Source organism: Sphingobacterium sp. Ag1 (assembly GCF_000988325.1).
Classification (GTDB): Bacteria; Bacteroidota; Bacteroidia; order Sphingobacteriales; family Sphingobacteriaceae; genus Sphingobacterium.
In genome coordinates this window covers 41,332-64,649 of record NZ_LBGU01000030.1, presented here as the reverse complement: position 1 = coordinate 64,649, position 23,318 = coordinate 41,332, and the positions used below count along the sequence as shown (strand labels likewise).

Genomic DNA, 23,318 nt, shown 5'->3' with positions numbered 1-23,318 from the left:
TAGCTCGGAGTTCCCCACTTCGAGCTTTTTTGTTGAATGGGGGATCGCTTCAAGAGTACGGAAAAATACGATTCTGCTCCCGTTTAATTAAGTACATCCTAGTGTATTATAAATGTTAAAAAATGTTAAATGGCAACTATTCTTATAATGAATTCAAAAATGCGACGTTTTCATTACAAATACTTTTCATAAAATAGGTTAATATATGGCTAACGAAAGCTCAGAGTTCCCCACTCTGGGCTTTTTATTTTTCAGGTCCCATTTTCGACTTAAAGGCTTTTTTTGACTTGAGTCAATGTTTCGCTTTTTGATCCGTGGCATATTTGTACTCGAAATATAGTTGTGGGGGTGTGCTGGCTGTTAAAAAAGTTGCATTACAGATGCGTGGTACAGCACTTGGAGCTTGTGTTGCATTGGTGGATTTGCCTCTACGAATGGCAGGGGCATTGGCGGGATTAGTAGCGGGCCCGTTTGGTTATCAGTCGGTTTATTTATTGGGGGAATCAGCTGCCTGCTCTCCATCCTTATATTGATCTGCGACATGAAATAAGCTCAGAGGAATTCACTGTTTGTTGCAGTAAACAGTCTCATTAAAGTGGGGCGGAATTTAAATTGATATATATAAAATAAGACGGACCAGATGTACATCCGGTCCGTCTTATTTATTGTGTATTTTGTTACGCTCTAGGCAACTTCTCTTAGATCTACTGCTACTACACGGGATACACCTTGTTCCACCATGGTTACTCCATAGATGATGTCTGTACTTGCAATCGTTTTCTTATTGTGTGAGACCACGATAAATTGTGAATTTTTCGAAAAATCCCGGATAATATTGTTGAACTTATCAATATTTGTATCATCTAAAGGAGCGTCCACCTCATCGAAGATACAAAATGGTGCCGGTTTAGAAAGATAGAGTGAAAATAACAAAGCTGTTGAAGTCAAGGTCTTTTCACCACCCGAAAGCTGATTGATAGACAGCGGCCTTTTCCCTTTGGGCCTTGCAATAATGTCGATATCTGAATCCAGCGGATTGTTCGGGTCTGTGAGTACCAGGTCGCAGCTGTCTTCTTCGTTAAATAGGGAACGGAATACTTTAACGAAGTTATTCCTCACAGCATCAAATGTAAACATAAACTGAACCTGAGCGGTATCGTCAATTTCTTTTATTGTTGCCATCAAGGATCCTTTTGCTTCAATTAAATCAGCTTTCTCTTTATTAATGAAATCATAGCGTTCGTTCATCTCGTCAAAAGCCTCTTTTGCCATCAGATTGATCGTTCCAAATTCATCAAGCTGTTTCTTGAGTTTGCTGCATTTGGTTGCCAATGTCGCTTGATCTTCTGTGATCTCAGGCGCATCTTCACGGTCAATTAAGTCTTTCAATTCGATGTTGAATTCAACGGAAAGGCGTTCTTTTAAGGCATTGAGGTCGATCTGCAGACCTGTTTTTTTATCTTTGATCTCTGAAATAAGAAAGTCACTCTGCTCTTTTGAGCGACGCTGCTGTGTCAGGGCATCTTCGAGATTATTGATTTTCTGCTTATCTGCATAGTACTTGTCTTCCAATTCTTTAAGACCATCTTCTAAAGCAATCTTCTGCTCATACATGGCAATAAGATCCTGATCTTCTTCATCTTCAAATGGAATGGTTGTTCTTAACGCTTCTTGCACTTCAACTAATTCTGCACTGTTTCGCTCCAGACGGAGTTCGTGGTCATCTTTCTGCGTCTCTCTAAATTCGAGATCTTTTGTGATATTGGAAACTTTGTTTAACTGTTGGTGGTAAGCGATATTCTCTTGGTTGTATGCGGTCGATTTTTCGTTAAGTATTTCAGCTATTTCATGGAATTGATCCTGTAAAGTCGATAATTCGGCGATACTCTGTTCTTTTTCCTGGCGCAGCTCCTGAAGCTGTGGCTCGGCAATCCTTAAATCTGATTCTATACTTTCAATTTTCTCCTGAATATCTTTTTTACGGGCCTGGGAGTTATTGATGAAGGCTTGATATTGCTCTTGCTTTGTTTTGACAGTAATTAATTCATTATTCAGTCTATTGAGCTGAAAACGAAGCTCATCAATTAACTCTTTCTGCGAATTGCCGCGTAGTACATCCAAGCGAGCTGTTTCGGCCGTTATTTTATCTTCAAGTTTTGCTATTTCCTGATTTAAGGTTTTGATCTCTTGGGATAACACTTCGAGGTTTTTCGCTCTTCCGATACGTTTGCCCTCAAATAATCCCACGGAACCACCAGAAAGACCCAAATGATGTTTCGAATAACGTCCATTTTTTTGGAGAATCACCTGCCCCAGAGCAGGTAGCTTTTCATCCAGTTCTTTTTCATTGTCATGTTTAAGGATAAAGACCTGCTGCAGGAGCATCGTACATAAAGCCTTGTACTTTTCGTCTACGGTAATCACATCCAACGCAGACATCAAATTGTCATTTGGTGCAGGGGTAGCGCTTGGCGAATGTGCTATGGCATCTAAAACAAAGAAATTAGCTCTTCCTTTTGCGGCATCGCTCAATAGCTGAATTGCTTGAACAGCATCTTGTTGTGTTTCGACAACATAGTGGTTCATAATAGGCTCTAGATAGTTCTCAATAGCCACGCGATAATCTTCCTGACAGAAAAGGACATCTGATAGGAGCGGAGGTTGCTTTTTCCATCCTGCATTTTTCTTGAGGAACCGAATGGAATCGGGGAAACCTTCTAAATTATCAACAAGAGATTTTGTGAGGTTGTATTCGTTTTGTTTGGCATCTACCAGACGGAGATCTTTGGCAAGCTGGGCCTTAAGTTCTTCTAGGTTTGCCTGGCACTGACTGATCTGTCCTTGGAGCTCTTCTTCCAGCTGGTTTGCAGAGTCATACTGTAGCTGCTGTGCTTCCACACGGCCTTCCAGTTCAGTAACAGCAGAATTAAACTGCTGCAATTCGGCTTCTTTTGCTTCTGTATCTACACTATTGCGAACAGATTCTTGGAGGAGGGCTTCTTTCTGAATGGTAAATACGGCAAGATCTTTTTCTAATTTGTAGATTTTTGCCTGTAATTCAGCATTACTCTTATTAAAAATATCAAGCTTTCCTTTTGCCGATTGTTGCTGTCCTCTCAGTTCGTCGACTTCGGATTTATCCGATTCAAGATTCGTTTTTAACGAATCGAGTTTATTTTGTTCATCAAACAATTCCTCATTCAGTCGTTTGATGGTGTAGAGTACGTGATTAAGCTGTTGTTTATCGCTGTTGATATCGAGGTTCAACCGGTTCTCTTTATCTTGAAGATTTTTGACTTTTTCGTTTTTGATCTTCTTTTCCGATTCATAACCTCGGATTTTATTGACAAATTCCTGCGTTGTTTTTTGCTGTACCGAAAGGTTTTTTTCCTGTTCCAAATTTGTCTGGCGGAGTGATTGGAGTTCAGTTTCCGCATTCAGGATATTTTGATGTGCATTGGCAGCATCTTTCTGAACCTTGGATTCTTGTGTCTGAAGTCTTTCCAATTCAGTCGAGAAATCTGCTATTTTATAATAAGCCAAATCTATACTGCTCTGGCGGTATTCTGCTTTAAGTGAGGTATATTTTTCAGCTTTTTTAGCTTGATTTTCTAATGATTTGAGGTTCTTTGTGATTTCGTAAAGCAAGTCATCCACACGGCTAAGATCGGCCTCAGTATCTCTCAGCTTTGCTAAAGTCTGTTTTTTACGAACTTTATACTTAGAGATTCCAGATGCTTCTTCGAAGAGGTTGCGACGTGAATTATCTTTGTTGTTGATAATTTCATCGATCATTTTCAATTCGATAATCGAATAGCTGTCGGCCCCTACACCGGTATCCAGGAACAGATCTGTGATATCTTTTAAACGACATTTGACATCATTCAATCGATATTCACTATCGCCGTTGCGAAACAGCTTCCGCGTGACGGTCACTGTCGAGAATTCCGTTGGCAAAATATTATTGTTGTTGTTGAAGGTCAGCGAGACCTCTGCAAGGTTTGCCGGTTTTCTATTTTTCGTTCCATTGAAGATAATATTTTCCATCTTATCGGAGCGAAGCATCTTTGTGCTCTGCTCTCCCAGCACCCAGCGTATGGCGTCGACAACATTGGACTTCCCACATCCATTGGGGCCAACAATCGCTGTGACACCATCATTGAAGTTGATCGTGATCTTGTCTCCGAAACTTTTAAATCCTTTAATTTCTAGTTTGGTTAACTGCATTTATACCAAATTTGTTTGTCGTTATAAGCTTGCGAAAATAGTAAAATTAAACAATAATTTTTCCTTTCTTTATTCACATTTTCCTGTTTCAGGATCACATGAAGGGCCTTCTTCGCCTCTGCGTTCAAGCGGTGTTGGCTGACTGGCCAAGCATTCATTTATGGTGTTGTGAAAGACTTCCATGGGCTGTGCTCCGGGGATAGCATATTTTCTGTCAAATACAAAGAAAGGGACACCTCGGAGTCCTAAGCTGACACCTTCTTGAATATCCTGTGCAACATCATAAGCATATTCATCAGATTCCAATAAGTTTTTTACCTCCTGAGCGGAAAGATGCTCTTGCGCAGCAATCGTGCTGAGCACCTCGTTGTTATTTACATCAAGACCATCCGTAAAATGAGCTTTAAATAAGGCTTTCTTGATCTGAGTGCCTTTTTGTTGCGCTTGGGCAAAATGGATCAGACGATGTGCTTTTTTTGTATTTACAACGATTGCTTTTTCAAAGTTCAGATCAATACCCAGCTCTTTTCCTTGTGCACTGAGCTGTGAGGTCATCGCAACGACATCGTCCATACTCATGCCTTTCGTTTGAACGAGGTAATCGTAGGTTGGCATTGCCGGAGCATCTTGGGGATAATCGGGGTTAAGCTGATACGATTTCCAGATGATTTCAGCGGATGGCTTACTTGTGGACTCCTGAAGAGCTAGTTCAAGCTTTGTCAGGCCAATATAACAAAAAGGACAAATGATGTCCGACCAAATTTCTATTTTCATATTTCTTTTTTTACTGCGTATATTGTAATCAAAAATACATATAATAACGATGATTATCTGTTTACATTGTTGCTTGGATGTAAACAAGTGTTTCAAGTACTTGTAAAACTATGGTGGAGAATGCTTTTTTGAATCGTAAAGTTACCCTTGTTCTGGGCGGGGGTGGTGCAAGAGGCCTGGTGCATATTGGTATTATTCGACGTCTTGAAGAGCTGGGCTACGAAATCGATGAGGTGGTAGGTTGTTCAATAGGAGCGCTTGTCGGTGGTATCTATGCACAGGGGAAGATGGATGTTCTGGAAGAATGGATGCAGCGCCTGACGAAGAAATCGGTCTTTAATATGATGGATTTTAGCTGGAAGGGACTGGGGATGATGAAGGGGATCAAGGTGTTTAACGCCTTGAAATCTGTGATTCCGGATGCTAATATTGAGACTTTCCCTATTTTGTTTAAAGCCGTTGCGACAGATCTAAACTACGAAAAGGAGGTTGTGCTGGACTTTGGAAGTATGTATGATGCCATTCGGGCCTCGATTGCCATTCCCGCGGTGTTTACAGCTGTAGAAGACGACAACCATGTCTATGTTGATGGCGGGGTACTCAATCCATTGCCTATAAATCATGTCACCAAGAAAGAGAACCTAATCATAGCGGTTAATCTGGAATCTAAACCCGATAAACAATATTCTGTTATCAAAAAACTGGATACAAGGACTTCGAATTCGTTGGATATACTCCAAGCGTCATACTATGTGATGCGCAGGAAAATGAGCCGTATGATTGTTGATTTATACCGGCCCGATGTGGTGGTGGACATTCCCTATAATATCTGTAACCTTTGGGATTATCATCGGTCTGAATTTTTGGTCCAGAAGGGGCGGGAATATATTGACAAAGCATTAAAAAACAAAGCCAAAGCAAAGTAGTTTAGGACGATCAAGGGACTACTTTGCTTTGGCTGTACTTGGTTTCTCTGGCATTGAGTTACACTGAAACTGATATTTTTATTCTAAGCGAACCATGCGAAGTATTTGTTAAAACAAATTGGGGTAATCGCTAATAATGCCATCAACTTTCACGGCTTTTAGTTGCTCGATTTCTTCTTTCGTATTGACTGTCCAAGGAATGACCTTGATACCAGCTTTGTGACACTGCTTGACATAATCGCTTGTTACTATTTTATAATGCGGACTTATAATAAAAGGCGTGAAACCCAAAGCTGCAATTGTTTGCTCAACACTTTTTGTATGGTTTGCATCAATAAGATAAGAAACTTTGATTTGAGGATACGCTTTGTGCAGATAGTTAATAGCTCTGCTATCAAACGATTGAATAACGGTTCGCGCAGCAATTTTTTTATCGGTGATTACCTGTACCATAAGATCCACAAATTCTTCAACCCTTGGATGGAAAATGCCATCTTTATCTTCCTTACTTTTCACTTCGATATTGTAAAACATCGGCGCTTTCCTTTTTAGATTTGCGTAGGCTTCAGTACTATCAATAAGGTCTGCTAGTTTTGCTATACGTGTAACCTGTTTTTTTTGTTCAGGAAACTCTTTGTAAAATTTCGATCCGATATCGTACTTAACCAGATCTTTATAAAGCATATCGTAAATTCTCAACGGTTTGTCCTTGTCAGAAATTTCGGTGCCATTGGGTTTCAATACAAACTTCGGGTTAAGGTAATCGTCGTGAAAGACAACAACCTTACGGTCTTTGGTAATATGACAATCCATTTCCAGTGTGGTCACCTTTGCAAAATCTATTGCATTTTTCATGGCTGCGATAGACTCTTCAGGGTATAGCCCGCGGCCACCGCGATGTGCTTCCAGGCTAAGTTTAGGGAAATTGTCTGAAGTTGATTTTGCTGAATCTTTCATAACTGAACAAGATGCAAATGGTAATAACGTGCCCCAAAAGGCAATTCTGAGAAGACTTCTTTTCATTATTAAAATATTTAAACAAAATAGCGGAGTTGTTATATATTGCCCTTTTGAATAAGCGAATATACATATATATTTTGCTTTTACGTATTTTAACTGTTTCGAATACCTGATTTTGCAACTTTATGAAGGTGAATTCGAAACCGAATAAAGTTAAATGAATTTGTTTTGGTCTGAAATTGAGGGATACAAAGTAATTTAATGGGCAAATTACTTTGATGTGACAGCGTTTCTGTGCCGACCAGGAGCCCGTTACGTGCTTCTTTGTCATGGGATAAATTTCTTAATTGTCGACATGAAATCTATTTTTTTTGTCTTTTTTGCAAGAAATTATTGTCATTCCTTTCAGAATTCCCTTTATTTGCACAAATCTCAAATTAGATGGCGAAAAATTTATTGATAGTTGAGTCTCCGGCGAAAGCGAAAACGATAGAAGGGTATTTAGGAAAGGATTTTTTGGTTAAGTCAAGTTATGGACATATTCGCGACTTGGTGAAAACCGATGATGCAATTGATACCGAAAAGAATTTTGAACAAAAGTATGAAGTTCCATCCGACAAAAAGGCGGTTGTAAGTGAACTAAAGAAATTGGCTAAAGCTGCAGAAACCGTTTGGTTAGCGTCCGATGAGGACCGCGAAGGAGAGGCTATTTCATGGCATTTATTTGAGACTTTGGGATTAAAAGATGAAAGCACAAAAAGAATTGTGTTTCATGAGATTACAAAGCCAGCTATTTTGAAGGCTATTGATAACCCGCGTAAAATAGATTATAACCTTGTAAATGCACAACAAGCGCGAAGGGTGTTAGATCGATTAGTCGGATTTGAATTGTCTCCGGTTCTATGGAAAAAGGTGAAACCTTCTTTATCTGCTGGGCGCGTGCAGTCTGTTGCGGTTCGTCTGATTGTAGATCGTGAACGTGAAATCAATAAATTTGAACCCGAAGCGGCTTTTAAGATCGTTGCTTTTTTTCATACGGGAAAAGTTAAAGATAGTTTTAAAGCCGAGCTTCCGCAACGTTTTGCAACAGAGGCAGAGGCAACCAAATTTTTGGAGGATTGTAAAGCAGCGCTTTTTTCTGTAAAGAATCTCGAAACAAAACCTGCGAAGCGTTCACCGGCAGCGCCATTTACAACATCAACATTACAGCAGGAAGCAAGCCGGAAACTTGGATTTTCGGTTGCCCGCACCATGCAGGTGGCTCAAAGGCTGTATGAATCAGGACGAATTACCTATATGCGTACCGATTCTGTTAATTTGAGTGATACGGCGATTGAGGCTGCTGAAAAGGAAATCAAATCGGCTTATGGTAACCAGTATCATAAGGTCAGAAAATATAAAACAAAAACATCGGGTGCACAAGAGGCGCACGAAGCTATTCGTCCTACTTATTTCTCTGAGCACACTATCGATGGCGATGCATCCGAAAAAAGATTATACGAGCTTATTTGGAAAAGAGCAATTGCTTCTCAAATGAGTGAAGCGGAGTTTGAACGTACATTGGCAAAGATCGACATCTCAACCCGTACTGAAGATCTGAATGCTTCGGGAGAGGTGATGAAATTTGATGGATTCTTGAAAGTTTACATGGAATCCTTGGATGACGATCAAGACAACGCGATGGACGAGGATAGTGACAATGCTATTCTTCCACCATTAGCCGTTGGTATGCCATTAACGTTGAAAAACATGTCGGCGACAGAGCGTTTTACCCGACCTCCAGCACGTTATACGGAAGCTGCCTTGGTGAAAAAATTAGAGGAATTGGGTATTGGCCGTCCTTCAACCTACGCACCTACGATTTCAACCATTCAAAACCGCGGGTATGTCATCAAGGAAGAGCGTGAAGGTAAATCGCGCGATTACCGTGTACTAACATTAAAGGATACTGAAATAACAGCAGTAACAAAAACCGAAATCACTGGTGCCGAAAAAGGAAAAATGTTCCCTACAGATATTGGTGTTGTGGTGAATGATTTTTTGGTTGAACACTTCAACGGTATTGTGGATTTTCATTTTACTGCCAACGTAGAAAAAGAGTTTGACGATATCGCGCATGGACTGACCGAATGGACGAAAATGTTGCATGATTTCTATGGGCCTTTTCATTCTGAGGTAGAAGATACTTTAGTCAATGCAGATCGTGCGAATAATGAGCGTGAGCTCGGTGTCGATCCAGTATCTGGTAAGCCCGTTTCGGTTCGCATTGGTAAATTCGGTCCATTGGTACAGATTGGCTCTCCTGATGATGAAGAAAAGCCTCGTTTTGCTTCCTTGCGTAAGGGACAGATGATTGAAACCATTACTTTTGAGGATGCCATGGAATTGTTCAAATTACCGAAAAAAGTAGGTTTATTTGAAGATAAGGAAATGACGGTTGCAGTGGGACGATTTGGACCTTATATCCGTCACAATTCGGCCTTCTATTCACTACCAAAAGGTGTTGACCCATTGGATGTGACAGAAGAAGAGGCTGTACAGATTATCAAAGACAAACGTCAGAAAGATATCGAAAAAGTTATTCGGGTTTTTGATGAAAATCCGGATGCTCAGATTGAACAGGGACGCTGGGGACCGTTTATTCGTTTTGGCAAGCAAAATCTGAAAATCCCTAAAGGAACCGAGATTGAAAAAATCACATATGCGGATGTGCTGAAATGGGCTGAGGCGGATGCGCCAAAAGGAAAAGCAACTAAAGCAAAAACAACAGAAAAGAAAACTGTAGCAAAAAAAGCGACTGCAAAGAAGGCTCCAGCTAAAAAAACTACAAAGTCTAAATAAGGATGAAAGCAGATTTGCCTGAAAATATTGTCAAAGACATTATGATCGCCGTTGTTTTGGAAGGTGAGACGGTGGAGACAAAAAACTGGACTGTCTATGTTATCAACGACAAGAACATTGCTATTCAGAATGTACTGATCAGCTCAAAAGGTTATGGCGAAAAGGATGGCCGACAAGTAACAACAACGACTTTGCGTCATTTTATTGGTAATATAGAAGCTAAATCTTTTGATCGTGTTGAAGCGATTGATGAACAGGTATTCGGGCTCACAAATGAATATTGGCTGAGCTTTTATATTGATAACATTATTTACGATAAAAAATATATCTTTTTACCTGAAAGCATTGTGGATGGTAATCTTACTAAGGTCCCTTTGGTCAATCGTCCAGGTGTAATCATAGGAGGAAACGAATAATGAGTGGACGTCACAACTTTATTATCGCCATAGATGGTTTTTCCTCCTGCGGTAAAAGTACACTGGCAAAGGCTTTGGCTAAAAAACTGAAGTTTGCCTTTATTGATAGTGGAGCCATGTATAGGGCCGTCACACTCTATTTTATCCGGCATAAAATAGCGCTGGATGATCAAGAAGCGATCGAAAGCGCACTAAAAGATATCCATATTGATTTTATCCCAAATGCAATAAAGACGGAGATCCATCTAAATGATGAGGATATTTCGGAAGAGATCCGTCAGATGTATATTTCTGATAAAGTCAGTGATGTGAGTGCAATTAAAGCTGTCCGGGTTGCTATGGTTGCCCAGCAGCAAAAATTGGGTAGTAGACGAAATATTATTATGGATGGCCGTGATATCGGTACTACTGTTTTTCCAGATGCTGATCTGAAGATTTTTATGACGGCAGATCCTAAAGTTCGTGCTGCGCGACGTTATCTGGAGTTGACGGAAAAAGGGGAGGATGTGACGCTGGAAGAAGTCGTGGAAAATCTTGCAACCCGTGACCGTATCGACAGTACCCGTGCTGAGAGTCCATTACGACAAGCGGAAGATGCGATTGTTTTGGATAATTCTAATCTGACACCAGAACAACAGCTCCATTTTGTTGAAGAAGAGTATTTAAAAGCTAAGGCTGCAAAAGCCCAATCATAAAACACAAAGAAGGCCGATTATTTAATCGGCCTTCTTTGTGTTTGCAATATCATTATTTTATACTGTTAATTTGTTGTTGTTCCAGTAATTTTCCAATATTGTTTTTTTCTCCAAACTCTGCTGTCTCATCTTGAAAAGATTCTAGAAGAGCTTTAATAGCATCTGAATTATCTGCTGTACGCTGATAGATATCGGGAATTGTTTTTTCGATATTTTTATCGCCGAGTTCAATGTTATCAACCTCGATTTTGCCTATTTTTTCCAACACAGCTTGTTGGCTATTTCTGACATCTTCTAATTCTCTTGCTATTTTTTCCATTAATTGGAATTTCTTCAATTTATCCATATGAAATCGCTTTTGTTACTATTATAAGAACAAGATGCTTCAAAACTTTGTTTTGTTTTTTTTTAATAAAGGGTAATAGAATAGGGGGTATGATAAGCAACGATGGAAAAGAAAAAGGCGGAACACGCATGTCCCGCCTTTCATAAGTGCTGTTATTTTATTGCTAATTTGTGCGTCCCGGATACACTTGGAGTGCTTTCTCTAAGCAAACTAAAGCGCTTTTAAGATCATCCTGATTCAGTACATAGGCCAGGCGAACTTCATTTACTCCAGCACCCTCCGTACTATAAAAGCCCGTAGCTGGAGCCATCATAACTGTTTCGTTATTGTAAGAGAACTCTTCCAACATCCATTGACAGAATTTATCTGCATTGTCAATGGGTAATTTGGCTACGACGTAAAATGCGCCACCCGGGTTAGGAGAGTAAACTCCTTCAATGGCATTGAGTCCTTTTACAAGGGTATCTCTTCTTGCTGTATATTCTTTGGATACCGCCTCGAAGTAACTGTCTGGTGTATCAACAGCAGCTTCACCCGCTATTTGTCCTTCTAAGGATGGGCTTAAGCGCGCTTGTGCAAATTTCAGTGCTGTCTGATATAGTTCTTTATTTTTGGTAATGATACATCCAATACGCGCACCACAAGCGGAGTAACGTTTTGATACTGTATCAAAAATAACGACATTATTTTCGAGACCTGCTAAATGCATTGGTGAGATAAACGCTCTGCCATCGTAACAAAACTCACGATAGGCCTCATCTGAGAAAAGGTAAAGATCATATTTTAGACAAAGTTCACGAAGAGCTTCGAGTTCTTCTTTGGAATAAAGATAACCCGTAGGGTTATTTGGATTACAGATGCAGATTGCTTTGGTTTTAGCGGTAATTACCTTTTCAAATTCGGCGATAGAAGGTAATGCAAATCCACTTTCAATATAGGACATGATTGGTTTGATTACCACATCGGAGGAACAAGCAAAACCATTGTAATTTGCATAAAATGGCTCTGGAATGATGATCTCTTCGCCTTCATTCAAACAGGCTTGCATAGCGATCATAATCGCTTCCGAACCACCATTTGTTACTAATATATCTGTCGGCTCGATATTATAATTTAGCTTATTATAATATTCTGCTAACTTGTTTCGGTAAGAGGCTGTACCTTCAGAAGGTGTGTAGGCCCACACTTTGAACTGTATATTTTTCAACGCATTAAGCATCACTTCAGGTGTTTGGATATCAGGTTGTCCGATATTGAGGTGATATATCTTTTTACCTTCTTTTTTTGCTTGATCAGCATATGGCGTCAACTTTCTAATAGGCGACGCAGGCATATTCAGCCCTTTTTCTGATATTACTGGCATTATAGTTTTTTTAAAATTAGTAGTGCAAAGCTAACCAAAATAAAACGAAAAAAGCCACATCATCATGTGGCTTTTTTCGTTTTATCTACGGGAATTGTTATTCTACAATACCCTTAATGTATAGCGTTTTTACAGGAGTCTTAGTATTGGACTGCACCGTGAAGCTCTTTGTGAAGGGCGCTTTTGCTGCGGCATTGTAAGTCACTTTAATCGTACCACTGTCGCCTGGTTTAATTGGCGTTTTCGTAAATTCCGCTACAGAACATCCGCAGGTTGGTACAACATTGGAAATGATAATTGGCTCACTGCCTGTGTTTGAAAACTTAAAATTATACGAAACGGGTGTACCGGCCGGAATTTTGCCAAAATCATGTGTCTCTTTTTCGAATTTAAATTCCCCTTGTCCTGTTTGCATCGAAGAAAAACCAATAAAGGAAATGATCACTGCTAAGATTGTTATATACTTTTTCATGCTTCTAAAATATTACTTTACGATTAAAATAGTACAACTGATATGCCAAATTTAATATTTATTCCCGATTTATTGTAGATCTAACAACTTTATTACAGTTATATTATGCCTTCTTTCAATAGGTCCTGTATGTGGATGACACCCGCGTAATTCCCTTTGTCGGAAACCAATAGTTGCGTAATGTTATTTTCACGCATAATATGGAGCGCATTGGCGGCCAATTCATTTTTATCGATAATTTTCGGAGATTTTCCCATGATATCGGCGGCAGTAATTTTCGCCAAATCGGTGTGTTTCTCCAACATACGACGGATATCACCATCTGTAATGATACCGAGTATATGGTTATCATCCAACACGGCGACAGCGCCCAGTCTGAACTGTGTTATGGTGATGATAATATCACTTACAGTAGCTTGTTGTTTGACACTGGGTTTGCCGTTCTGATCGGATAGATCGCCGACTCTTAAGTAGAGTTTTTTGCCTAATGCTCCCCCTGGATGGTATTTTGCAAAATCTTGATCCGTAAAATCGCGGCACTCTTGTAATACGACGGCAAGGGCATCACCCATTGCTAACTGAGCAGTTGTACTTGAAGTTGGTGCAAGGTTGTTAGGACAAGCTTCTTTCTCAACAGTAGTATTTAAAATATAGTCTGCATTTTTAGCGAGGTAGGAATCTGTATTTCCAACCAAAGCAACCAACGTATTCTTTGTCTGTTTTAAAAAGGGAACAAGTACTTTAATCTCAGGTGTATTTCCACTTTTGGAGATGGCAATAATTAAATCATTTTGTTGGATGATACCAAGATCGCCATGAATGGCATCAGCTGCATGCATAAAGATCGATGGTGTGCCTGTCGAATTTAGTGTTGCAACTATTTTTTGAGCGATAATAGCACTTTTACCAATCCCGGTTACAATAACTCGGCCCTGCAGATTAAGAATACGATCGACAACGGTAACAAAATCATCATCAATATATTGAGCTAAAGCAGCTACTGCCTTGGCTTCTTCTTGAATAGCTTGAATAGCTATATTTTTTATTTCGTAGTTGTTTTTCACAAAAAATACTCTTACTTTTATGTATTAGAATAGATTGCAAAAATAGATTATTTTTCAAGATTATTTCTTCATTTATCTATCTTATTTTTGCCCAAGGCGCAATGGAAATAGAAAAATCACTTTTCGACAATTTACAAGATTTTTTTGGTTTTGATACTTTTAAGGGGGATCAAGAGGCAATTATAACCAGTATTCTTCAACGGAGAGACACGTTTGTAATTATGCCGACCGGAGGGGGGAAATCAATTTGCTATCAACTTCCTGCACTCATGAGTGAGGGGACTGCAATTGTTATTTCGCCGTTGATTGCTTTAATGAAAAACCAAGTAGATCAGCTTCGTGCATTCGGTGGCGAAGATAGTATCGCTCATTTTTTAAATTCGTCATTGAATAAGAGCGAAATTACGAAGGTTAAGGATGATGTAATCGCCGGGAAGACCAAATTGCTGTATGTCGCTCCAGAATCTCTGGCGAAGCAAGATAATTTGGAATTCTTACACCAAATCACCGTGTCGTTTGTGGCGGTTGACGAAGCACACTGTATTTCCGAATGGGGACACGATTTTAGACCAGAATATCGTAAAATACGCCAGGTCATTAATGAAATAGGGGCTGATATTCCCATTATTGCGCTTACTGCGACAGCAACGCCTAAAGTTCAGTCCGACATTCGTAAAAATTTGCAGATGACTGATGCTGTTTTATTTAAGTCTTCATTTAATCGTAGCAACTTATATTACGAGGTAAGACCTAAAAAGGATGTCGTAAAAGAAATTGTACGTTTTATCAAAACCAAATCGGGTAAGACGGGCATTGTGTATTGTTTGAGCCGTAAAAAGGTAGAAGAAATCAGTGAGGTATTGAACCTAAATGGCATCAAAGCTTTACCTTACCACGCGGGTTTAGACGCCAAAACAAGAGCTGATACACAGGATAAATTTTTGATGGAGGATGTCGAAGTAATTGTGGCTACAATTGCTTTTGGTATGGGAATAGACAAACCTGATGTTCGCTACGTGATTCACCATGATATTCCTAAATCCATGGAGGGATACTATCAGGAAACTGGACGTGCGGGACGTGATGGGGGCGATGGTTATTGCTTGGCTTTTTATTCGGAAAAAGATGTCGAAAAGCTGACCAAGTTCATGAAAGATAAACCTGTGGCCGAACGTGAGATTGGTACACAGATTTTAAAAGAAGTTATTGATTATTCGGAGTCTGCAGTATGTCGTCGTAAACAGATCCTTCATTATTTTGGAGAAAATTTTGACGAGCAGGGCTGTAATAATATGTGCGATAACTGCCGTTCGGAAAAAGAATATTTTGAGGCCGAAGATGCATTAAAAGATGTATTGGGCTTTATTCAGGAGCAGGGTGAAAAATTTGATGACCACCACGTGATGAATGTTATGATCGGTCAGAATAACCAACCTGTATCCGCTTATAAACATGACGAACATCGTCTTTTCGGAAAGGGCAAAGATAAAGGTGTTATCTATTGGAAATCCTTGCTGAGGCAGGCAGTGCTTGATAACTTTATCGAAAAAGATATTGATCATTATGGCCTTTTAAAATTGACAGCTATTGGCCGCCATTATTTGGATAATCCTTATCAGCTAAAATTTGTGCTGAACCGTCCAATTGAAGGGGGAGATACCGCAAATTCGGAAGATACTGGCCACGGCACAGGAGCCTTAGATACCGTGTTGTTGGGTATGCTTAAAGATCTACGCAAGAAAATTGCAAAAAGCAAGTCGTTGCCACCGTTCGTCATTTTTCAAGATCCTTCGCTGGAGGAAATGTGTACACATTATCCAATTGCCATCGATGAATTAAAACAGATTCAGGGAGTAGGGAATGGGAAAGCGATTAAATTTGGCGCACCGTTTATTGCCTTGATTAAAGACTACGTTGAGGAAAACGAAATCGACAGACCTGTAGATCTTGTCATTAAAAGTACAGCTAATAAATCGGCATTAAAGGTATCTATTATTCAAAATATTGATCGTAAAATTGCCTTGGATGATATTGCTTCCGCTAAGGGGATAACTTATGAGGAAATATTGAAGGAAATCGAGACGATTGTAAACGCAGGTACAAAAATCAATATCAATTATTTTATTGACGAGATTATTGATGAAGATCGTCAGGATGAAGTATATGACTATTTTAAGACAGCTGAGACTGATTCAATTAATGATGCGCTTAAAGAACTTGGAGGAGATGATTATAGTTACGAAGATCTTCAATTGATGCGAATCAAATTTTTATCAGAGCTTGGTAATTAATTTTTTTATAATTATATGATTAATAAATACATTCCCGAAATAAAGAATGGGACATCGCAGAATTTCTTTTTAATGGCGGGGCCATGTGCAATTGAGGGAGAGGAAATCGCTTTGCGTATTGCTGAAAAGATTGTTACAATTACAGATAAACTAAATATTCCTTACATTTTCAAGGGATCCTACCGTAAGGCCAATAGATCCCGCCTAGATTCATTTATGGGAATAGGTGATGAGAAGGCGCTGAAGATTTTAGAGAAAGTTGGGAAAACTTTTGGTGTACCTACGGTGACGGATATCCATGAGAGCCATGAGGCGGAAATGGCAGCCGCATACGTTGACGTTCTTCAAATTCCGGCATTTTTGTGCAGACAGACTGACTTATTGGTTGCGGCGGCAAAAACAAACAAGGTGGTCAATGTAAAGAAAGGTCAGTTTTTGAGCGCCGGATCTATGAAATTTGCAGTGGATAAGATCGTGGAATCTGGAAATGAGAAGGTTTTTTTAACTGATCGTGGCAATACGTTCGGCTATCAGGATCTCATTGTAGATTATCGCGGGATCCCCGAAATGCGTTCTTTTAACGTGCCCACTGTGATGGACTGCACACATTCCCTGCAACAACCGAATCAAACTTCCGGCGTAACAGGAGGGAAACCAGCATTAATTGAAACAATAGCCAAAGCTGCAATCGCGGTGGGAGCCGACGGCCTGTTTATAGAAACACATCCTGATCCGGCAAATGCGAAATCTGATGGCGCCAATATGTTACATTTGGATTTACTTGAAGGCTTGATGGAAAAACTGGTCCGAGTTAGACAAGCTATTTTATAGTATAATAAATAAATCGCAATAGAAAGGAGCCAATAGGCTCCTTTTTTATAATCAATTCGATCAAACTTAAAGCTAAATTATTGTATGTTCTCAAAAGTTGCGTTGACAGCGTTTTTGCTGTTGTCTTTTTCTGCCATCAAAGCGCAGGAGAATTATAGTTGGTTTTCTCCACTAGAAGATAAGCATGTGGAAGGTAGGCTGGAGAATCAGAAGCTTTCAGCCTTCAACAGGCTTCCGGATGAACTGGAAAGTCAAGTACGTAAACCTGTGTGGGAACTGGGGAAGAATAGTGCGGGATTCTATATTGACTTTCAAACTACTTCGTCTGAGATTAAGGTTCAATACCAGGTTGCTGGCGGTTTAAATATGCCCCATATGCCTACAACAGGTGTCAGTGGGCTGGATCTTTATGCTTATGATACTGTAAACAAGGAATGGAAATGGGCTTATGGCAATTATGATTTTTCGGATACCATTTCTTATACATGGAAGAATATAGGGCGCAATGGAAAATTTAATTACCGCTTATATCTTCCGCTATACAATACGGTTAAGTGGTTAAAGATTGGGGTGCCAAATACCGCTAAATTAACGTATACCCATACCACAGCAGCCAAACCTATTGTTGTGTATGGAACCTCGATTGGACAGGGGGCCTGCACCAGTCGCCCAGGCTTAGCTTGGACCAACCAAGTGGGACGTGCGTTCGACCATGAAATGATCAACTTATGCTTTTCTGGTAACGGTCGATTGGAACAACCGATTTTGAATGTGATGAATAGTGTAGATGCTGCCTGTTATGTGTTGGATTGTATTCCTAATCTTGCTATTTCAAAGTCGCTAACAGAAAAGCAATTGGATTCACTGTTGGTCAATGCGGTGACATTTTTAAGAAAAGAACATCCGACGACACCCATTATTTTGACACAGCATAGTTCGGGGAGCATAGCCGAAGTCTTTAATGAAGATAAAAATGCGGAATACCAGCAAAGTAGCCGTGTGCTGAAGGCGACTTTTGAAAAATTACAATCAAAAGGAATCCGTCGGCTTTTCTTATTGTCGAGTCAAGACCTTAATCTGGATCTGAATTCGACCGTTGACTACGCTCATCCAAATGATCAAGGTATGGAAAGAATCGCAAATGCGTATATTAGATTGTTGAAGAAAATTCTCAAATAAACTACAGTCAACAAGGACTTCACCATAGCAGTATTTCGAATTTACCTCATCGAAGGGAAATTGTGTATGAAAGGGATTTGTTGATAAAATGATAACAGCATGCTGTTATTTAAAAAAGGGAAGTTTTAAACTTCCCTTTTTTATTTCTTTTTCATTTTCATGGTCATTTTTGCCTTTTCGCCACCGCCATAATTAAAGGTTTTGGCATTGCTTTCTTTCTTTTGGTGGAATGCGCCACCTCGGGAAAGATCTTCTTTATCTTCCTCCTTGCTCGACTTTTTCTTTTTGTCGGTGATGGGATTATAGATTACAAGATCCTCAGGCAGTTCCAAAACATCCATTCTTTTACCGACGGCCTGTTCTATTTTTTTAACCATGGGTAATTCCAGATCTGTTGTGAAAGTAAGGACGACAGTTTCTTCATTTTCCTCATTTTTAACAAGATGATTTAAGAATTCTTCCTTTTCATTCGGTAACTCAAATTGAAAAATGAATGGAACAGCGGAAAGGTCAACATCGTTTGTATTTTCCCGTGCAATTATTAAGACCCGAGATTGGATATTATCCTTGAAATCTTCCATCGTCTCATAGCCAAAATCATCGTAGAACAATGGATTGAGGATAGCAATTTCTTCTTTATTAGTAGCAAATAGACTGCCGGCGAGTTTTTGGGCTGTAAGTTTTGAGTTTACAAAGACGACTACTTTTTGAAATACCTCCTTATCTTGAAGTAGAAGATTCAATAGATTGATCTTTGTGGTGAAATTAGGTACATGATATAATAATAGATCTAGGGTGTCCACGTGGTCATTCTCAAGTTCATCAACCTCGATAACGGCATAATCTTCATTCATGTAATTGTCGACCATGTCGTAAAGTTTTTGATGTTCGACAGTACTAAATATTAAATGTTGTACTTTGCCACAGCTTTCTGCCAGTTCGCGTACAGGATTTTGCATACCCTGTTTGATAATCTCTTCGGCGTCGTCGATAATTAATGTCTGAATACGATTGAGATTCAATGCCAACTTAAGGTAAATGGCTCTCGCGCGATTTGGCGTTGCCACAACAATGTCCTTGCCGTCAACTAGTTCTTCGATTTCCTCTTCCATGCTGCCTGAAGCCCGCAATCCGATGATACGAAGACCTTTATTTTTGCTTAATTGGTAGAATTTCTCAACAATTTCGTCGATACGTTCTTCATTTGGCGCCAAGATCAAAAACTTCGGAGCTTCATCTGTTGTGAATTTCAACTTCATCAAGGTAGATAACACATAAGTTGTGGTTTTACCAGCACCTTCCGGAGCGATGGCAATCACATCCTGTCCACCAAGAATTCTGGAAATGCATCTACTTTGAATTTCCTTTGGAGCCAGATAACCGAGTTCGGTCATCGTAGCAGTCAATCTTTTGCTAAGTTTTAGTTTCTCTAACGACACGTATCCTTTTATTTATGTAAGTTACAAAAATACAAATTTAGATCTTAGATCAGCTAATGTGCGCCCATTTTTGAAAAGAGATTAATAATAATGACGCCAACGACAATCAAAACCATGCCGATAATAGCTGCTGTATCGGGAACCTGTTTGAATAAGAACATACCAATCAGCGTAATGGCTACAATACCAACGCCAGACCAAATTGCATAGGATATTCCTACCGGCAGGTATTTAAGTGTGATACTTAAAAAATAGAAGGCAATGATATAACCGACAATACAGATCAGGGTAGGCTTTATAAGCGTAAAACCTGCAGATTTCTTTAGGAAAGTGGTTGCAAATATCTCAGCGGCTATGGCAAGAAAAAGATAGATGTACTTCATTGTTACAAAGGTACAATTTTTAATTTGATAAGTTTTGGTTAATGAGGTCAATAACAGCGAGAAGTTACGTTATCTTAGAGATAATGAATTGCGTATAAGGGTAAATTTATCTAAGTTTGGCCAATTCACATAGCTAGAGCATTTATTTTTTATGGGGCATATTCAAAATTTTTGGAGATCGGTACTGATATTTTTTATCTTTTTAAGCGCCTGTTGTACTGTTTTTGCCCAAGAACAACTGCAGGAGTTAAAAAAATCGTATTACAGTCTTCCATTAGGGAGCAGGGAGCGTTTTGTACTAACTGGAAAATATGCACAGGCTTTATATTTTAATAATGAGAAAGCGCTGGCTAGTCAATTGCTTAATGATAATATTCAGTTGGCCAGAAATTATCCTGACAAGCAATATTATGCCTATTTGAATTGTATTGCTGCCATGAACAGTTTTAACGATCATGCATTTGAAAAATCACGTTATTATTTAGAACATGCTAAATCTGTACTCCCCATAGTTAACGATAATGGAATAAAGGGGTATGTTCATTATTGTGATGGGTGGGTTATGACACGACAGAATAAAGAGGATGAGGCTGTTTCCCAATTCCATAAAGCAATTTCATTTTTGGAGAAGGCGCCACAGACTGAGGCAAATATCGCCCGAAAATTGGCTGTTTATAAGGAGCTTACAGCGATCTATGCAAATCAGCGTAACTATGATTTCCAGGAGAAGTATACAACACTTTTGCTGGAAACGGCTAAGGAAGGAAAAAATATCAATAGTTTATTTGATGCCTATATGCAAGCCGGTTATTTATTTGAGGAGGAGTATAGATCAAATAATACCGATCGCAATTTATTGAATAAAGCCGAGCATCATTACCTTGAGGCCTATCATTTGGTTAAAGATAATGAGAAGAATTTGGTTAATCCGACTGATCTAGCGTATGTTTCTGTTAATTTAGCGAATCTGTACCATGAGTTTTATCCGGACAATAGCGGTAAAAAAGCAATATCATATGCGAAACAGGCCTTAAATATTGCAGCAGAAACGGGGCAATATGCTATTACTATACCTGCCTACGGTATCCTCGCTGATGAATCTTTCAAAGCGGGGCATCGAGAGGAAGGAAAAAAATATCTGCAACAGGCACTGTACAATCTTCAAAGAGAGCCCCATTACGATTATCAAGTCGGGTTAAGCCTATTTAGCAGACTGGCTGAAGTAAGCGTTGAAGAAGGTAAATATGAAGAGGCTTTCAATTATCAAAAAAGCTATATAGATGTATTTGAAAAAGCATTTAATTCGGATAAACTGGACAAGACCAAACAACTGGAGCTGAAGTTTGAGCGAGAATTACAAAACCAGAAATTAATGCGGCTTCGACTGGAGGGAGAAAAAAAGGAACAACAAATAAAGTTGATGAAAGCTTTGAACGATAGACAACATCAACTGGTGGAGAATTTGAAATTAAATGAACTCAATCGAACACAACAGCTCAAGGTACTCCAACTTGAACGGGATAAAAAGGAACAGGATTTGCAATTAAGCCAACTAGAAAATGAACAGCGCTTGCAAGAACTTGATGTGTCAAAAAAGCAAATTGCCTTTAAATCACGAATGAATTCAATTTATATCTGGTTGTTTGTCAGTTGTTTGGTTGTTATTGTTTTGCTGTTTTATGCATATTGGCAACGTTCAAAGGCCTTGAAACAGAAGGAGTATTTGCATGAGCTGGAGATGGAAAAGAATAATCAACAACATGCCATTAAAAACCTGACTGCAATGTTGGCGGGGGAAGAGAAAGAGCGTACCCGTCTTGCTCGCGACCTGCATGATGGATTAGGAGGTTTGCTGTCAAGTACCAAAATGGGATTATCAGCCATCAATAAAAATGTATTGGAGCAGGAATCCATGAAAGAAGGTATCGATCGAAGTATTGAGTTGCTGGATGGGGCTGTAGATGAACTTCGCCGACTTGCACATAATCTTATGCCAGATTTAATTGTAAAATATGGTTTGAAAGAAACTTTAAGAGACTATGCAAACCGAATGAGTCAATCGACATGTCAAGTAGAATGTGAATTTTTACAATTTGAATCAACCTTAAGCACGGAACAGGAAATTTCTTTGTACAGAATTATTCAAGAATTGGTGAATAACGCGTTGAAACATGCTAATGCGGCCAACATTTTAATACAGCTTTCTTCACATAATAAACGTTTACATATTACTATTGAAGATGATGGCAAGGGTTTTGATATGGAAAGTGTCGATTTGCAGCATTCTGCGGGAATGCATAATGTGCGATCAAGACTTTCGTTTCTACATGGGGAAATGAAGGTTGTGTCGGAGAAAGGAGGGGGTACAACCATAGAATTGGAATTACCCATGATTTAACTTTTTGGAAAAATGATTAAAATAGCGATTACAGACGATCACCCTTTGCTACTTGAGGGATTGAAAAACATTATAAATGCACATGAAGATTTTGAAGTCGTGGGCATGTATTCCAGTGCGACTGAACTGTTCCATCGTATTCCTGCTGATATGCCATTGGTATTGCTGCTCGATATCAACCTGCCGGATGCTAACGGTATTGATCTGGTTAAAGGCTTGAAGGAAAGCAACAAGGATTTAAAAATTATTGCCTTTAGCGTTCACAATGAATTTGCTGTAATCAACAGTATTTTAAATGAAGGTGCCAATGCCTACTTACAGAAAAATGCAAACGGTGATGAAATACTTGCGGCCATTTCCGCTGTTCTTGTCGGCAAAAGGTATCTCTGTGAGAAAACGCAGGCGATCCTGAACAAGAAAGTGGAAATGGGGCTTAAGCAGGTGCCAAAATTGACACGTCGTGAGAGAGAAGTGCTTACTTTCGTGGCGCAAGGAATGACAACAAACCAAATTGCCGATTCATTGTTCATCAGTTCACATACGGTAGAGAGCCATCGCAAAAATCTAATGGAAAAATTTCAAACCAAAAGTGTTACTGCTGCAGTAAAATCCGCTATAGAATACGGATTAATCCGGGAGACCTAATTAGATTCCCCAATTCCCTGATTTCAGGGATGAAAAGATCCCTATGCATTTGATACTTTTGCTATTAT

General features: G+C 39.3%; 18 protein-coding genes. 9 read left to right on the top strand and 9 right to left on the bottom strand.

What is annotated here, in order from left to right:
• Positions 1-684 precede the first annotated feature (684 nt).
• On the bottom strand, positions 685-4,227 hold the full coding sequence (gene smc, locus AAW12_RS06855; RefSeq protein ID WP_046672867.1) for a chromosome segregation protein SMC: 3,543 nt from the start codon (positions 4,225-4,227) through the stop codon (positions 685-687).
• A gap of 69 nt (positions 4,228-4,296) precedes the next feature.
• Entirely contained in the window at positions 4,297-5,001 is a 705-nt protein-coding gene (locus AAW12_RS06850) for a DsbA family oxidoreductase (RefSeq protein WP_046672866.1), read from the bottom strand.
• Between the two features lie 110 nt (positions 5,002-5,111).
• Here AAW12_RS06850 and AAW12_RS06845 point away from each other — a divergent pair, with 110 nt between their 5' ends.
• Positions 5,112-5,927 (top strand): patatin-like phospholipase family protein, encoded by an 816-nt coding sequence (locus AAW12_RS06845; RefSeq protein WP_046672865.1) that lies wholly within the window; start codon positions 5,112-5,114, stop codon positions 5,925-5,927.
• 108 nt (positions 5,928-6,035) lie between these two features.
• Here AAW12_RS06845 and AAW12_RS06840 read toward each other — a convergent pair whose 3' ends face one another.
• Positions 6,036-6,950, bottom strand: a complete 915-nt coding sequence (locus AAW12_RS06840) for a glycerophosphodiester phosphodiesterase family protein (protein ID WP_046672864.1) — start codon at positions 6,948-6,950, stop codon at positions 6,036-6,038.
• 378 nt (positions 6,951-7,328) lie between these two features.
• Between AAW12_RS06840 and topA the strand changes: the two genes are divergently transcribed.
• The 3 genes from topA to cmk are packed head-to-tail and all read left to right on the top strand — an operon-like array spanning position 7,329 to position 10,839.
• Entirely contained in the window at positions 7,329-9,728 is a 2,400-nt protein-coding gene (gene topA / locus AAW12_RS06835; protein WP_046672863.1) for a type I DNA topoisomerase, read from the top strand.
• 2 nt (positions 9,729-9,730) lie between these two features.
• Positions 9,731-10,144 carry a hypothetical protein gene (locus AAW12_RS06830; RefSeq protein ID WP_046672862.1) on the top strand — a complete coding sequence of 138 codons (414 nt, stop codon included), beginning with the start codon at positions 9,731-9,733 and terminating at the stop codon, positions 10,142-10,144.
• Positions 10,144-10,839 (top strand): (d)CMP kinase, encoded by a 696-nt coding sequence (gene cmk / locus AAW12_RS06825; protein WP_046672861.1) that lies wholly within the window; start codon positions 10,144-10,146, stop codon positions 10,837-10,839. Before AAW12_RS06830 ends, cmk begins: the two co-directional genes overlap by 1 nt.
• A 52-nt stretch (positions 10,840-10,891) precedes the next feature.
• Here the strand turns inward: cmk and AAW12_RS06820 are convergent, their stop codons facing one another.
• From AAW12_RS06820 to AAW12_RS06805, 4 genes are all read right to left on the bottom strand, one after another.
• A complete protein-coding gene (locus tag AAW12_RS06820) occupies positions 10,892-11,185 on the bottom strand; it encodes a hypothetical protein (RefSeq protein ID WP_046672860.1) in 294 nt (97 codons plus the stop codon).
• A 163-nt stretch (positions 11,186-11,348) separates the two neighbouring features.
• Entirely contained in the window at positions 11,349-12,548 is a 1,200-nt protein-coding gene (locus AAW12_RS06815; RefSeq protein WP_046672859.1) for a pyridoxal phosphate-dependent aminotransferase, read from the bottom strand.
• Positions 12,549-12,645: 97 nt separating this feature from the next.
• On the bottom strand, positions 12,646-13,020 hold the full coding sequence (locus AAW12_RS06810; RefSeq protein ID WP_046672858.1) for a DUF1573 domain-containing protein: 375 nt from the start codon (positions 13,018-13,020) through the stop codon (positions 12,646-12,648).
• A gap of 98 nt (positions 13,021-13,118) precedes the next feature.
• Positions 13,119-14,084, bottom strand: coding sequence for an SIS domain-containing protein (locus AAW12_RS06805; RefSeq protein ID WP_046672857.1), 966 nt, complete (start codon positions 14,082-14,084; stop codon positions 13,119-13,121).
• A gap of 101 nt (positions 14,085-14,185) precedes the next feature.
• On the opposite strand from AAW12_RS06805, the gene recQ reads away from it, so the two are divergent.
• From recQ to AAW12_RS06790, 3 genes are all read left to right on the top strand, one after another.
• Complete coding sequence (recQ, locus tag AAW12_RS06800; RefSeq protein ID WP_046672856.1) at positions 14,186-16,375, top strand: DNA helicase RecQ; 2,190 nt, start codon at positions 14,186-14,188, stop codon at positions 16,373-16,375.
• 15 nt (positions 16,376-16,390) lie between these two features.
• Entirely contained in the window at positions 16,391-17,206 is an 816-nt protein-coding gene (kdsA, locus tag AAW12_RS06795; RefSeq protein WP_046672855.1) for a 3-deoxy-8-phosphooctulonate synthase, read from the top strand.
• Positions 17,207-17,290: 84 nt separating this feature from the next.
• Positions 17,291-18,385, top strand: a complete 1,095-nt coding sequence (locus tag AAW12_RS06790) for an SGNH/GDSL hydrolase family protein (RefSeq protein ID WP_046672854.1) — start codon at positions 17,291-17,293, stop codon at positions 18,383-18,385.
• Between the two features lie 140 nt (positions 18,386-18,525).
• Here the strand turns inward: AAW12_RS06790 and AAW12_RS06785 are convergent, their stop codons facing one another.
• On the bottom strand, positions 18,526-19,824 hold the full coding sequence (locus AAW12_RS06785; protein ID WP_046672853.1) for a DEAD/DEAH box helicase: 1,299 nt from the start codon (positions 19,822-19,824) through the stop codon (positions 18,526-18,528).
• 53 nt (positions 19,825-19,877) lie between these two features.
• Positions 19,878-20,207: a DMT family transporter gene (locus AAW12_RS06780; RefSeq protein WP_046672852.1), complete on the bottom strand. Its 330-nt coding sequence runs from the start codon at positions 20,205-20,207 to the stop codon at positions 19,878-19,880.
• 151 nt (positions 20,208-20,358) lie between these two features.
• On the opposite strand from AAW12_RS06780, the gene AAW12_RS06775 reads away from it, so the two are divergent.
• Together AAW12_RS06775 and AAW12_RS06770 are read left to right on the top strand one after the other, a co-directional pair.
• The gene (locus AAW12_RS06775; protein WP_046672851.1) at positions 20,359-22,605 is read left to right on the top strand and encodes a sensor histidine kinase; all 2,247 of its coding nucleotides are present in this window, start codon (positions 20,359-20,361) and stop codon (positions 22,603-22,605) included.
• 12 nt (positions 22,606-22,617) lie between these two features.
• Positions 22,618-23,250 carry a response regulator gene (locus AAW12_RS06770; protein ID WP_046672850.1) on the top strand — a complete coding sequence of 211 codons (633 nt, stop codon included), beginning with the start codon at positions 22,618-22,620 and terminating at the stop codon, positions 23,248-23,250.
• Positions 23,251-23,318: the final 68 nt, after the last annotated feature.

Coding starts and splice junctions, on each gene's coding strand:
- AAW12_RS06790 (WP_046672854.1), top strand. CDS start 17,291: ATGTTCTCAAAAGTTGCGTTGACAGCGTTTTTGCTGTTGTCTTTTTCT.
- recQ (WP_046672856.1), top strand. CDS start 14,186: ATGGAAATAGAAAAATCACTTTTCGACAATTTACAAGATTTTTTTGGT.
- smc (WP_046672867.1), bottom strand. CDS start 4,227: ATGCAGTTAACCAAACTAGAAATTAAAGGATTTAAAAGTTTCGGAGAC.
- topA (WP_046672863.1), top strand. CDS start 7,329: ATGGCGAAAAATTTATTGATAGTTGAGTCTCCGGCGAAAGCGAAAACG.
- kdsA (WP_046672855.1), top strand. CDS start 16,391: ATGATTAATAAATACATTCCCGAAATAAAGAATGGGACATCGCAGAAT.
- AAW12_RS06810 (WP_046672858.1), bottom strand. CDS start 13,020: ATGAAAAAGTATATAACAATCTTAGCAGTGATCATTTCCTTTATTGGT.
- AAW12_RS06815 (WP_046672859.1), bottom strand. CDS start 12,548: ATGCCAGTAATATCAGAAAAAGGGCTGAATATGCCTGCGTCGCCTATT.
- AAW12_RS06775 (WP_046672851.1), top strand. CDS start 20,359: ATGGGGCATATTCAAAATTTTTGGAGATCGGTACTGATATTTTTTATC.
- AAW12_RS06845 (WP_046672865.1), top strand. CDS start 5,112: ATGGTGGAGAATGCTTTTTTGAATCGTAAAGTTACCCTTGTTCTGGGC.
- cmk (WP_046672861.1), top strand. CDS start 10,144: ATGAGTGGACGTCACAACTTTATTATCGCCATAGATGGTTTTTCCTCC.
- AAW12_RS06830 (WP_046672862.1), top strand. CDS start 9,731: ATGAAAGCAGATTTGCCTGAAAATATTGTCAAAGACATTATGATCGCC.
- AAW12_RS06820 (WP_046672860.1), bottom strand. CDS start 11,185: ATGGATAAATTGAAGAAATTCCAATTAATGGAAAAAATAGCAAGAGAA.
- AAW12_RS06840 (WP_046672864.1), bottom strand. CDS start 6,950: ATGAAAAGAAGTCTTCTCAGAATTGCCTTTTGGGGCACGTTATTACCA.
- AAW12_RS06780 (WP_046672852.1), bottom strand. CDS start 20,207: ATGAAGTACATCTATCTTTTTCTTGCCATAGCCGCTGAGATATTTGCA.
- AAW12_RS06770 (WP_046672850.1), top strand. CDS start 22,618: ATGATTAAAATAGCGATTACAGACGATCACCCTTTGCTACTTGAGGGA.
- AAW12_RS06850 (WP_046672866.1), bottom strand. CDS start 5,001: ATGAAAATAGAAATTTGGTCGGACATCATTTGTCCTTTTTGTTATATT.